The sequence below is a fragment of the Streptococcus taonis genome (assembly GCF_029948085.1).
Lineage (GTDB): Bacteria > Bacillota > Bacilli > Lactobacillales > Streptococcaceae > Streptococcus > Streptococcus taonis.
Window position 1 is genome coordinate 34,620 of the sequence record NZ_JARZZP010000003.1, and the last position, 13,528, is coordinate 48,147.

Consider the following 13,528-nt stretch of genomic DNA (forward strand, 5'->3'; position numbering starts at 1 on the left):
ACTATTACTCTGATTCTTATCCTCTATTCGATTAGAGAAGCTACCTTTACGCTTTTCGTTATTCCTTTCGTTCACTTTTAAGAGCAGAGAAACACTCTCAGCGGTTCGGACTTACCGTATCATTTCGTCGTAATCTCCTCACTCTACGACGGCTATTCCTTACTTAAATGAAATCCACTCTTCTTTTGATAGACAGGTTATGTGCTCTGTGCGAAGAACACCTTCCAATGCACATGGAACGTTCTCTTTTGTATGATGATAACGGAAACCACATTTTTCCTGAACTCTCTGTGACTTTGTATTACCATCAAAATATCCGCACCACAGTTTCTCCAGATTCAGGTCATCAAATCCATGTCTCATAATTTCACGAACGGCTTCTGGTATCAGTCCCTGACCCCAATACGGAACTCCTATCCAGTAACCAATCTCCGCCTCAGTATCAGGAATACCTTTATCACTTGCAGAGCCGATCATCAATCCTATGCTACCGACTGGATGCATGGTTTCTTTTAAAACGATGGCGTATATTTCAGGTGCTGAAAAATAATTTTTTATAATCTCCCTACTGTTTTCAACACTGGTATGTACAGGCCAACCTGCAATCGGACCAACCTCTGGCTTACTGGCATATTGAAATAAATCATTGGCATCTCTTTCTTCCCATGGGCGAAGAATCAATCTCTCCGTTTCTAAAATCATTTTTCTCTCCTTAAATTCCAGCTGTTTATAAAATTACTTCAGATGAAAGTTTTTACTTTTTCACCAGCAAGCATACGCACTCAGAGGTTTGCTGTTTTCGTATGATTTCGTCGTAAACTCCTTACTCTACGACAGCTATTCCCCAGGGAACCTTCTCGACCTTCTGTCTCAATTTGTCTCATGGACGAACTCAAAAGGTTCAGTGAACTTTTTACACTTCTCTAATAAACTTACCGCTTCAGAATATCGTATATGAACTATATATCAGCATTTGTTTTTATATAAATTTATATCATGATACATCATTTTATAGATTTAATATCTAGTCAAAACCGCAATAATATCTGATTACTCTTTTTTTTCGAATAATATTTTCTTTAACTCCTCTATAGCCTTATCTAATTCTAAATATTTCATCAATTCCTCTGATGTGAGCTTATCTTTAATTTCGAGTAAATTTTTCTTTGCATTAATCAATTGACTAATTTTCCATATTTCCTTCATCGGCCGTATATCAAACCTAAACGCATTTTTATACATGTATTTACCAATATTTGTATAGAATTCAATACTACCTTCTTTATCTCTGCCTAAATGATTATCATATTCTTTTAATACAGGATCTACAAATCCAACCTCTCCATCATTGGGTTTATCTTTATTTTCCGTTGGCCATTTGCCGAGTTTTTTTCTATTGCATGTGAAACAAGAATATACTAAATTGGAATAATCAAGTTTTCTACTTGAATCTATTCTGTCAGGAACGAAATGATCTGGTTCAAAACCTTTTGTTGTAACCTCTTCAGGTTTACCACAATAACCGCATATATGTTTAAAGTCTTCTCTCAAATGAGGAACATATTTTTTATAGTCATTTTCTTGATTCACATCAATACTTCTACTAATTTCATTTTCTCCATGTATTCGCATAACTTTTACCTGTTTTCGATTTCCTCTACCAAAACATTTACTCTTCCAAGTATTTCATCAATTTTCTGATTAACCTCGCTACTTAAAAGCTGAATTGGCAAGTCATCTACTTCACCGTATGCACGCAATAATTTATATAAATCTATAAACTGTTCTTCTTCTATTGCTGATATAGAACCATTTTTCTTTGCTTTGAGAAGATTCTCATAGTCGATATGATATTTATGTAACCTAGTTTCAAAAACATCAACAGCCTGTTTGATCTTTCTTACAAACTCTTCTATATCATTTGCAGCTAAAACATTTCTATCTTCAATCAAATTTATAATTACTAAATTTTCATTTATTGATTCTTCAGGGTAATTAGTTAATATTAAGCATGGTAAATCAGGGACTTTCAAATTTATATAAGTAATTAATTCCGTCCCCAAAAACTTAAATTTATTATTAAGTTTATAATCTATAATAAAACATTTAATACCATTAGATAAAAGCCATTCTATTATTTCTGGCATTTCAGTAATGCCGTCTGGATATAGTAATTCAATATTTTTTCTTGCTAAACGTACTTGATAATCCTCATATGAATCTCGATCATCATCAATAAATCCTATTCTATACATGTCAGTTCTCCACTTCTATTTCTTTATTAATTTTATAGTGGCATAGAATCCAGAAGTATATTTCATATTATCGGATAAATCTATACTTCCATTATAGTCAGCAACCGTTCTATTTATAATCCACATACCCATACCAGTGCCAATAGTTTCTCCCATTTCATTTCTTCTATCACTTTCCATAGGTTCTAATATTTTTCTTGGATTATCTTTATAGGCACGAGATAACCCTCGTCCAGAATCGCTGTATTTGATAATAATTTCTTGTTCTAAGTCAGATACTACGATTTTTATACTCTTATTATCTGAAAAACAGGATTCAAAAGAACTTACACTATTAGCAATCAGATTACTAAAAATGCTTTCAATATCATAAGGAAAACATTTTAATTGTATTTCTGAACCTTGAAATTCTAAAACTATTGAAACGTTTTTAAGTGTTTCTTCCCATGACTTTACCGTTTGTGATATCAGAAAGATTAAATCTGTTTTTTTCATAGTTCTTTTATCACGTGTTACAGAACCTATTGTTACCTTGAACCATGAATTTAATGAATCTCTCATTACATTAGCTTCATTTACATATTTTAACCCATCTTGTAAGTTTCTATCTAATTCCAAAGCTTCTTTAGCCATAACAATCTTTCTGCTTAGCTTATGAGTTATATCTTTAATTTCGTGGACATAAGTGTTAGTAACTATACCAGTTGTAGCTAATGTTCTTAGCAATCTATTCTCATCTTCTAAGTTTTTAATAACTGTATCTTTATGATCTAAAACGGTTTTAGCTTCTTCTGGATCTATAAAACTTTTAGCAGATTCTGATTTTTGATTGAGTTCACTGCTATCATCTAAAAATTTCTTATCTTCTCTAGCAGCCTTTGCTTCTTCTGCTTTCTTATTAATTTCAGCTTGTATCCTTGCAGCTTCCATTATTTTATCATAGCGAGCATCTAACTTACGAAAGACATATTGCCTATCTTTTTCAAATTCCTGAATCACATTAATTAAAAATTCTTTTAATAATACAAATTCCTTTGTTTCTACAATACCTTCTCTATTAGATTGGTCTGGTAATGTAATATTCATGCGAGAAATAAAAATTGATCCAATTATTTGATCAGTATTAACCCTCCACGCACCTGTTTGATGTGAAGGTGCAGCAGGAGATTTGTTTTTTCTACCAGCTAATAACAGCCAGTCATAATCAGATGTTTTGGGTTCTCCATAAGGTCTCACTCTAAAACTATCTCTATATATTTTTATTCCCCCAAAAATATCCCTCTTATTATTACGATTATTCGACAATTTATAGAAATATTTTTCAGCATCTGTTTTTGAAGAAGTCACTTTTTCAAAATACAAAACTCCGGAAAATTCACCTATTGTATTTTTAAACTGCTCCCCACGTTTTGGTAGCATATGTGCAAAGTTTGTTTCTATACAAATATATTTGCCTTTAAAATACTGTTCATCTTCTGAAGTAAATTCAGCTTGTGTAATTATTTCATCAAATCTATCACCAAAGTCAAATTCATTTCTATGTATCTCAATATAAGTTTTTCCATCTTTCAGAACATTAAATTTAATTTTATAATCATAAGAAAAAGCATTCTCAACATCTAATACATCAGCATCTTCACTTGAGTTTTGTTCATCAAAGAAATATACTTGAAATTCACTTTTCATTTCATATGGTATTAATGTTATTAAATCGTCCTTGATTTTTTTTATAACATTATCATTCCATGAGTCTCTTAAAGAAGTTAACTTAAAAATAGTTCCCGTGTTTTTTAAATTATTTAATATTATATTTTTCACTTCGTAATTAATAACTTCATCAAGAAACCCATCTATTGATACAGTTGGTTCATACAAATCTGCTGTTACATCTGTAATATTATCACTCTTTGAAAAATCCTCCCAATCAACCTTCCAAATTAACTTTCCTTCCACAGAAACAGTAAACATTTCACATGTATCAGATATCCTATCTAAAGCAAACCTTCCAATTCCTTTTGCTCCAGTTTGTATTCGACCTGATTTGCTAATAAATCTATCCTTTTTTGTCGATCTTCCAATAGTCATCCAGTGTTTTATAATGACATCCTTTGTCATACCACAACCATTGTCTGCGATATATAGCGAATTAGTTGTTTTTTCATAATATAAGACACAAATCGTAGCATCCGCATCATATGTGTTTTTAACTAATTCAATTATAGCACCGTTTAATTTTGATACATTTTCCCGTCCTATTAAACGAGCTGTATAAGCATCTACATTGAATGATATCTTTTCCATGGTAATTTCTCTTCCTAATCCAAAGTATATTCAAAATTCATAACATCTCTTGCTGTAATCCTCATTGTTGTTCCACTAGCATTAATCCCTATATCATAAACATAATTTAAAAATTCATCACTTTTCAAAATCTTTTCTGCAATTTCTAATGACAAATCTCCTTTTTGATATATACATATCCCTGAATAAGGTACTTGATTTTTAGTAATGTGATGTATTTTAACTTTTTCTGTTATCAAAGTAGATAACAATAATTTTTCTTGATTAAGATGGCTTAATGCTTGTGATCTTCCAAACTCGAACCATTGTGCATTTTTATCTTTATCACGCTTATTTAATCTTTCACTAAAGGATTTTAAATAGTTGTACACTCCTGGAAATTGTTGTATAAACTCTGATTCTTCAAAGCGCAATATACTATTATTTTCTCCATATGAGTATGGAAAAATCAAAAATTCTTTTCGGGCATACTGCAATGATCTTGGACTAACGGCTTCTCTTAATACCGATTTTTCAATTTTATACCCATTAACCAATATATGTTCATTATATTCTTCATATTTTTTTATTATAAATACTTCATTTAATAACGTAGCAATCGAACACATTGCATTAAAATCATCACCAAATTTTCTTTTTGCCTTTTTTTTAACTACTTCTTTTTTTCTAAAAATCCACTTATTTGTTAAACTATTTTTATGCAATGTTATTTCTCGGTTTTTTACCTTATTTACATATTGAATATCGTTATTGTTCTGTGTGCCATTACAAATAATAATAGCAGAAGAAATTAATTTATTTTCAAAGAGTTTTTCTGTTGTATAATCAATTATTACTGACAAATGAGGTAACATAAAGATACGTAATCTATCTGCAAATCTATTTTTAAAAATGTTGTTAGGTATCAGATAAGCTAATTTACCATCATCAGCTAATAGCTTTATAGACATTTCAATAAAAGCATAATAATAATCTGGTTTCCCATCTGAACACACTATAAAATTCTTTTTAATGAAAGATCTTGTAGTTTTATTTAAATCTGAATATGTTATATACGGAGGGTTTCCTATAATAAAATCGAATTTTTCGATAATAGAACTTTTTAAAAAGTCATTCTGTGCAATATTCCATTTAACACAATCAATATTATATTTTTTCGCAACCCTATTTAAATTATCTATACAATTCACTTTGTGCTTCTCATCTATTTCATTTCCGTATATATCATTTTCCAATCCATAGATTATCCTATCTTTAGAAAAATTTTGTTTCAAGCAGTCAATAATATATCTATCAACAATTTCAACAAGAAAAGCTCCATCACCACAAGAATTTTCTAGAACCTTTTTCCCATATAGCTTTTCTATATACCCAACTTGATTTAATATCTCAACGACAATATTGTGAGGAGTAAACACTTGACATTCAATATTAATACTTTCCATATATTCGCTCTCCTTTTTCATATAATTTTTAACTTGAATTAGCACCTTTTCTATTAAATCATCTTAAAATACCTTAAAGCATCGATGATAGTTTCCTCGTTTTCCGGTATGCATTGTGGAATAAACTATTTCTCTTTTTCCAATTTATTATAATGCTCCCTCAGTACAATACCAAATTTCTTTTTAATCTGTGCAATAAAATGTGTCGAAACCTTTAAATCAAACTTTTTCAATATATATATTCCTTGATTGTTTTACTTTCAGCACTTGTCAAATCGAGCTTATTAAGCTTAATTTCACCATCTATATGCTTATCGACGTCGAGTTTGGACAAAAGTGCCACACACTCAACGTGATGCGTTTGTGGGACTCAAAAGGTTTGGGTGAACCTTTTGAGGATTAACTCCGTTTCACTAACAAACTCACACACTCAACATGTGGTAATATTCTGCTTTTATACTAATAAACAAAAGGCAATGAAAATCATTTTAAAATGATACTGTGGAACGGAAAGATTATCATCACTTCCAAAAGAAACGATATCCATAACTCCACTTAGAATTACAATTGATAATTCTCTAACATTAATCATCTAATTATAAAATCGTTACTTTCAATAATGGATAAGCTGATCTAAAATTTAAAATCCTTTTCTTTACTAATTCTATTACTAGCCAATATAGTATAAATTAAATGACCAATAAAAATGATGATAAAAATAACATAGCAGCCAGTCTTACAACTTACTACTTTTCATATGATAATTTACAAATGTCTTTCCAGCCACTCGATCTTTTTAAAATCCTTATTGTTATTGTGATCATTTCGATAGAAGTCTTGAGAAGAAGCTTTGTAAATACTTAGATACTGCTCCAGACTTGGAAGACGAAAAGTGATGCCTTCAATGTGAATAAGCTCTATATCTGATTCCGAAACTCCTGCAAAATCAAGTAAGGAATCGATACTTCCAAATTCAACACTCACTCTATCCTTTTGGAATTCATGCTCATGAATATCTATTAAGACGTAGCCTAAGTCTTTCATCACTTTCATTATCTTGTCCCAGTCATAAATTCTGAGATGATCAGGTGCATCCCAACCTCTAGGGTCACCAGGCACATGAATGTCGATGTCAGACGGTCCCCAATTTTCTTTCGTTCTAAACTCCAATCCCAAAGACCCCATCAGTGTCGGTGTAATTCCGACTCGATTTAAATGGAAACAAATGGTTTTAAATTCTTCAAATAAGAGACTCATGTTTACTCTAAACCTTTCATCTAAATGTTCGTTATTTCTACTTTATTACCTTGAACAAAATCATTTTCATTTTCTAGAGCATATCCAGTTATTTTAGATACAAATTCCTTTCCTTCTTTTAAGGACCCAAATGCGACTAGATCTTTATAAGAAGGATTTTGATACAATTCCAACATATACATCTCTAGTCCTTCTGATTTTTGAACGATTATCCACATTTCACAAACAAGCTTACACATTCAGCAGTTCGCTATTACTGTATCGTTTCGTCGTAATCTCCTCAATCTACGACAGCTATACCCCAGGGCACCTTCTCGACCTTCGGTCTCACCTTGTCGCATGGGCCGAACATCTACTTCTACTTCGCTACTCTGTAGCTCGTACAAGCTTCGACATAATGCGTCTGTGGGACTCAAAAGGTTTGGGTGAACCTTTTGAGGATTAACTGCGTTTTACCAACAAGCTCACACACTCCACGTGATGTGTTTGTGGAAACAAATCCACCGGCTGTACTTTCTTCAATTCATAGCCCAACTCTTGGTAGAGTTTGATATCACGCGCCATGGTGGCGACGTTACAGGAGATATAGGCGATGCGTTTAGCTCCTGTTTGGGCGCTTTCTTTGATAAAGCTTTCGGTTAAGCCCTTGCGTGGTGGATCGACCAAAATAACGGTTGGTTGGATACCTTCCTTGAGCCAATTCTTCATAGCATTTTCAGCTGTATCGCAGACATAGTGGGCATTGGTGATGCCGTTTAAGTTAGCATTCTTCTGGCTATTCTCCACGGCTTCTGGGATGACTTCTACGCCATAAACTTCCTTAACGTGTTTAGCAACTGATAGTCCAATAGTCCCAATTCCTGAGTAGGCATCAATAACCACATCCTCTGCTCTTAACTCAGCAAAGTCAATAGCTGTTTTATAGAGTTTCTCCGCCATTTCGGTATTGACCTGGTAAAAGGCTGGGCCTGAGATTTGGAAATCATTACCCAACATTTGATCGGTAATGTAATCTTGACCATAAAGCCTACGCCATTCTTTCCCGAAAATCGCATTGGTGTTTTGGTCATTGATATTCTGCATAACAGACACAATTTCTGGGAACTGCTTAATCAATTGTTCAATCAACTGTTCCACACGGAAAATTTTAGGACGAGTTGTCACCAAAATAACCATAATTTGACCTGAATGATGGCCACGACGAACAACAAGGTTACGAATCAAGCCAGACTGTTCCTTCTCATCATAGGGTTTTAAGTCATAACGACGAAGCAAATCTCGTAAAACAAGGATAACTTGGTCAATGACTGGATCCTGAATGTAAAAATCTTCCAACGGCATAAGGTCATGAGAATTCTTACGGAAAAAGCCAGTCTCCAGAACACCATTGACACGACGAACAGGAACCTGAGCCTTGTTACGATACTTGATAGGATCTTCCATACCAAGAGTATCTGCTACCTCTATATCCGTGATTCCAGCAATCTTATATAGGCTATCTTTTACTTGCTTGGTTTTAAACTTGAGTTGCTCTGGATAAGCAAGATGTCCAAAGTCGGCAATGCCTGAACGCAGGTAAGCCAAATCTAAGTCTTGGTTACGATGTGGAGATTGCGTCAGGTATTCCTCGACTTTACCAAAGCCAATCTTCTTGTTGACTTTAAGGACACGCATAAAGATTTTCTCAGTTGGTAGAGCATTCTCTACAAAAAAGACCAAGCCATCTACCTTGGCAACACCTGCTCCTTCATGGGTCAGATCGACAATCTCTACTTCTACAATATCATTCTTCTTTAACATAATTTTCACTTTCTATCAGCCGACAAAAAAAGACAGCAACTGTTCTGTTACCATCTATTATACCATGAATTCCCCTAAGCACCAAAACTCTTGAAAAAGTTTACAATTGCTTGCCAAATAGCACTGAGGATATTGCCACCGTCTTGAATAGCTTTATTAGCATCAAAGTTAAGGTCGATATTGCTAAAACTATCTCCTGCTTGTGCAACAATACTTTGTTTCAGATCTTTTAGCGTCTTAGTAAAGTCTTCGTTATTAAGAATATCGCTCTTTGAAAGATTGAAGGCAAAATTGATGATGATATTGATCTGATTTCCTGTTATAACCTGATCTAGCTTATAATTTTTCAATGTATCTTCTACAATCTTACGAACATCATCTTCAGTAAGCTCACCCTTGGACTCTTTAGCCTTAGCGATAGCAGACTTGATATCGGCAAGGGCTACATTGAGTTTATTGGCATCATAGCCTGATTTGTCCTTGTTTTCATCGTTGATGTCTGACAAGGCTTTTAGCTCTTCCTGAGCTAGGTCTTTATTTTCTTGAGGAAGTTGAACACCATTAGCTTCTAATGAATAGTAAATACCTGCTAGGGCACTTTCACCTGTTACAGGGATTGGTGCCGCAACGGTGATACGCGCGTGCTCCACACCCAAGGTAACGGCCGCATTACGGTACATGTCTTGGGTCACTTTAGTGATATTTTCAGGGGTTTCAATCTTCACTTCAAGTGGAGATTTTTCACCCAATTTTTGAATTTTGGCAGACGAATAGAGCTGGAGACTAGAGTCATTGGCGACGTTCATAATCTTTGAGTAGACATCTGGCGTCATAGTCTTCAGTTCTTTGGTATCTGTAGATGCGTTATAGCCGAGTTTTTTTAATGTTTGATTTTTTTGATCTTCTGTTAGTGAAGAACCCAAGACGTACTCAGGTTGAACATAAGTTTCATCAATTACTTTTTGAACATCAGTGGCTGCTTGAGCGCTTTGCAAAGTTGCAACAGCTAAAAGAACTGCAGCACTAGTCAGAAAGAATTTCTTTCGCATGAGACGTTCCTCCTTTTCCTATCTAGCATAGTAAATTAGTCTTAAAGAAAGCTTATAAAAGCACCTAGAATTTTCTAAGTGCTTAAAATAGATTAAAAAATTTAATAATGTAGAGATTTAGTTGAACCTGTCTAGAATAATAATAGTTCCCTCCATCTACATAAAGTTCTCCACCTTGAAAGATGGAAATTGGATTGACATATCGATAGGTTTTTCCAGTTGTATTTCCTAAAATCGGAGCAACGGTATCTCTTGAGTATTGCTTGGCTAGTGCAAGGGTATTTTCTTTCCCATTTTGGGCGATAAAATCGATATAAGCAGGCCCAAAGTTATAGGCCTGTACAGCAGTCCAAACATCTACACCCTTTTCTTGAGCTAAATAAAGATTCTCTGTCAAGGTTTGAATTCCCTGACGAATACTACTCCTATTGTCAGAGATTGTATTTGTAGTTCCGCTAGCAGACTCACTAGACTGCATGACATCGCCTTCTTTTCCTTTGGTTTCGGTATAAATCATGGCCAGGACTAGTTCTTCATTTGCTGGCGTATCTTGCTCACTTAAAACCTCTCGTACCAAGGATTGATAGGTCATGACCTGCTTCACATCCCGATACATATGAAAAAGTTTATAACCAGTAAATAAGATAAGAACAAGCACTAAGACCCTTCTTATAAATTTAAACATTATTTGCTTTGTATATCCTCGATGTTTTTGATTAAGATAGAGTAGGTTCCATTGTCATTTTGGATAAATTCGACCGACTCAGCATCTTGGTAAATATTATTGGGTACGATTAACTCAATCCCATTTGACAGAGAAAGTTTTTGGTTTTCAAATTTCTTTAATTGACGACTGGCATCGATTTCATCAAATTGAACTGGCTCTGGCACTGCTTCTTTGACTTGGTCTATAAAACTCAATCGAGCTGTCAAATTGTTGTCAAAAAGGTCATTGGCCAATTTTTCTGGAGACAACTCATTGCTTTCTTCAAGGTTATTGAAAATAGCAGACTTGACCTTAGATTGAAATTGAAAATCGTCTGTGTTGAAGGTTTCTGCAATTCTTTGAGCTGTTTTTTCCAGTTCCTTGATTGACTTCTTAGGTGATATCTTTGGCTGAGCCTGAATCAAATTCTCAGAAAAATAGTTCAAAAAAGTTCCATTATATTTGATTCGTTTCTCAATCAGGTGATATTTTCGGCTTTGAAGATTGACCACCAAGGCCTCGTCAGCACCTGTTCCAAATCCTGGTAGATTGTTTTGAGTTAGCTTGATTGGATTGTCAACTTCTCCACCCAGATGGGTTAAGGTCTCACGCAGGGCAATTCGCAAGAAAGCAAAATGTTCCACTCCTTCTTTAGAAAACTGCACAAAAATCAAGTCATTGGTCTTAAGATTTTCAGAAATGCTGAATTCCTCTTTCCAGAGGTTAGCCAGCGTCACCGATGTCTCCAACAAATCGTTTGTGATGTGATTGAAGAAGGGATTTTCTTCTTCGAAAATCCCAGTCTTGGCTTCATCTGAATACACACGTTCAATTTTCTTGCGCAGGTATTCTTCGATTTTTGGAGTGATATTGAGAAATTTATCCGCTAGAAACAACTCTGTGTCATCCGGGCTGAACTGATGGATAATAGCTTTCTTAATATAAATGTCCATAAAAATTTTAGTCCTCATATAATGGGAAGGCATCTGTCAAGGCTTTGACATCGCTTCTTACTTCATCTAAAATAGCTTCATTTTCTGCATTCTTAAGAGTTTTAATGATAAGTTCAGCCACTTTACGACTTTCAGCTTCACCAAAACCACGTGCAGTTGTTGCTGCTGCACCGATACGAATCCCACTTGTCTTAAATGGTGACAAAGTTTCGTATGGAATTGAGTTTTTATTTAGGGTAATATTGACCTCATCTAGCAAGTTTTGAGCAACTTTTCCGTTTTCTACAACCTTAGTTACATCAACTAGAAAGAGGTGATTTTCAGTACCACCAGAGATAATACGGAAATCAGGGTCTTGCAAGAAGACTTCTGCCATAGCCTTGCTGTTCTTAATAACATTTGCTGCATATTCCTTGAATGCTGGGTCCAATACCTCTTTAAAGGCAACAGCCTTAGCAGCAACAACGTGCTCTAATGGCCCACCTTGGATACCTGGGAAAATAGCAGAATTGATCTTCTTAGCAAGCTCTTCGTCGTTAGTCAAAATCAAACCACCACGTGGCCCACGAAGTGTTTTGTGGGTCGTTGTTGTTGTAATATGTGCATAAGGGACTGGACTTGGATGAAGACCTGCAGCAACCAAACCAGCAATGTGCGCCATATCGACCATGAGTTTAGCACCAACAGCATCAGCAATTTCACGGAATTTTGAAAAATCAATAATTTGAGAATAAGCTGAAGCCCCTGCTACGATTAGTTTGGGTTTTACTTCTTGAGCTTGTTTCAAGATGGCGTCAAAGTCTAAAAGTTCGGTTTCAGGATCAACACTATATGAAACGAAGTTGTAGGTTTGACCTGAGAAGCTGACAGGAGCTCCGTGAGTCAAGTGCCCACCTGCTGCCAAATCCATTCCCATGACCGTATCACCTGGCTCAATCAAAGCCATGTAAGCTGCACAGTTGGCTTGACTTCCTGAGTGAGGTTGGACATTGGCAAACTTGGCACCAAAGATTTCTTTTGCACGTTCAATAGCTAGACTTTCAACGATATCTACTACATCAGTACCACCGTAATAACGACGTCCTGGGTAACCTTCGGCGTATTTATTGGTCAAGATAGACCCTTGAGCTGCCATAACAGCCTTAGAAACAACATTTTCAGAGGCAATTAACTCGATGTTGTTTTGTTGCCGTTCTTCTTCTTTAGCAATAGCATTCCAAAGATCTGCGTCATAAGCTTTAAAATCATCTTTGTCAAAAATCATATGTCTTCTCCTTTATAGTGTGACAGGTCTTTAGTTTGTTTTTACAACAAGAATATAAAATCCAAACTAAAAAATGCGAATAAACCGTTTCTGCGTCTTATCACAGGTATAACCAACTTTTTCGTAAAATGCATGGGCACCCAGACGATGGTCTGCAGAATTTAAGCGAATAAAGTTATAGCCTCGTTTTTTTGCTTCTTGTTCCAATCCTTGGAGCAAAGTTTTTCCGATACCCTGACCCTGTGTTTGAGGCAAAACAGCTAAAGCTAGGATATTAAAACCTGGTTTTGAATAAAGGGATTCATAAACCTCGGCATGAACATAACCAACTAAGTCATGGCTGGTCGAATCCTCGAAACCCAGTAGGTAATGATGAGAGTCTTGAGATAACTTATCTAGTTGACTAGACGTTTCCTCTAAACTAAAGGAATAGTCTAAAGCTTCTTTGTTAATCTCACAAATAGCTGCAACATCTCTTGTTTTCAAATCACGTAGCAT

Annotated in this window: 13 protein-coding genes and 1 pseudogene; all 14 read right to left on the bottom strand. The window is 34.9% G+C overall.

The window, feature by feature from the left end; all coding sequences use genetic code 11:
- Nucleotides 1-159: 159 nt before the first annotated feature.
- On the bottom strand, nucleotides 160-702 hold the full coding sequence (locus QEZ38_RS01905) for a GNAT family N-acetyltransferase (protein ID WP_281334858.1): 543 nt from the start codon (nucleotides 700-702) through the stop codon (nucleotides 160-162).
- A 348-nt stretch (nucleotides 703-1,050) separates the two neighbouring features.
- Complete coding sequence (locus QEZ38_RS01910) at nucleotides 1,051-1,632, bottom strand: HNH endonuclease (RefSeq protein WP_281334859.1); 582 nt, start codon at nucleotides 1,630-1,632, stop codon at nucleotides 1,051-1,053.
- A 5-nt stretch (nucleotides 1,633-1,637) separates the two neighbouring features.
- A complete protein-coding gene (locus QEZ38_RS01915; protein ID WP_281334860.1) occupies nucleotides 1,638-2,255 on the bottom strand; it encodes a hypothetical protein in 618 nt (205 codons plus the stop codon).
- Between the two features lie 15 nt (nucleotides 2,256-2,270).
- Nucleotides 2,271-4,556, bottom strand: coding sequence for an ATP-binding protein (locus QEZ38_RS01920; protein WP_153225499.1), 2,286 nt, complete (start codon nucleotides 4,554-4,556; stop codon nucleotides 2,271-2,273).
- A gap of 14 nt (nucleotides 4,557-4,570) precedes the next feature.
- Nucleotides 4,571-6,001 carry an Eco57I restriction-modification methylase domain-containing protein gene (locus tag QEZ38_RS01925; RefSeq protein WP_281334861.1) on the bottom strand — a complete coding sequence of 477 codons (1,431 nt, stop codon included), beginning with the start codon at nucleotides 5,999-6,001 and terminating at the stop codon, nucleotides 4,571-4,573.
- Nucleotides 6,002-6,054: 53 nt separating this feature from the next.
- Nucleotides 6,055-6,368, bottom strand: a pseudogene (locus QEZ38_RS01930) (23S rRNA (uracil(1939)-C(5))-methyltransferase RlmD); the annotation flags it as partial.
- Between the two features lie 398 nt (nucleotides 6,369-6,766).
- Complete coding sequence (locus QEZ38_RS01935) at nucleotides 6,767-7,258, bottom strand: phosphoribosylanthranilate isomerase (RefSeq protein ID WP_281334862.1); 492 nt, start codon at nucleotides 7,256-7,258, stop codon at nucleotides 6,767-6,769.
- Between the two features lie 20 nt (nucleotides 7,259-7,278).
- On the bottom strand, nucleotides 7,279-7,434 hold the full coding sequence (locus tag QEZ38_RS01940) for a hypothetical protein (protein WP_281334863.1): 156 nt from the start codon (nucleotides 7,432-7,434) through the stop codon (nucleotides 7,279-7,281).
- A 265-nt stretch (nucleotides 7,435-7,699) separates the two neighbouring features.
- Nucleotides 7,700-9,058, bottom strand: coding sequence for a 23S rRNA (uracil(1939)-C(5))-methyltransferase RlmD (rlmD, locus tag QEZ38_RS01945; protein ID WP_281334864.1), 1,359 nt, complete (start codon nucleotides 9,056-9,058; stop codon nucleotides 7,700-7,702).
- A 74-nt stretch (nucleotides 9,059-9,132) separates the two neighbouring features.
- Nucleotides 9,133-10,107, bottom strand: coding sequence for a DUF1002 domain-containing protein (locus tag QEZ38_RS01950; RefSeq protein WP_049509015.1), 975 nt, complete (start codon nucleotides 10,105-10,107; stop codon nucleotides 9,133-9,135).
- Between the two features lie 82 nt (nucleotides 10,108-10,189).
- On the bottom strand, nucleotides 10,190-10,792 hold the full coding sequence (locus tag QEZ38_RS01955) for a lysozyme family protein (RefSeq protein WP_281334865.1): 603 nt from the start codon (nucleotides 10,790-10,792) through the stop codon (nucleotides 10,190-10,192).
- On the bottom strand, nucleotides 10,792-11,766 hold the full coding sequence (locus QEZ38_RS01960; RefSeq protein ID WP_281334866.1) for a nucleoid-associated protein: 975 nt from the start codon (nucleotides 11,764-11,766) through the stop codon (nucleotides 10,792-10,794). The genes QEZ38_RS01955 and QEZ38_RS01960 overlap by 1 nt, the downstream gene beginning before the upstream one ends.
- Nucleotides 11,767-11,773: 7 nt before the next feature.
- A complete protein-coding gene (gene glyA / locus QEZ38_RS01965) occupies nucleotides 11,774-13,030 on the bottom strand; it encodes a serine hydroxymethyltransferase (RefSeq protein WP_281334867.1) in 1,257 nt (418 codons plus the stop codon).
- Nucleotides 13,031-13,096: 66 nt separating this feature from the next.
- Nucleotides 13,097-13,528 (bottom strand): GNAT family N-acetyltransferase, encoded by a 432-nt coding sequence (locus QEZ38_RS01970; RefSeq protein ID WP_281334868.1) that lies wholly within the window; start codon nucleotides 13,526-13,528, stop codon nucleotides 13,097-13,099.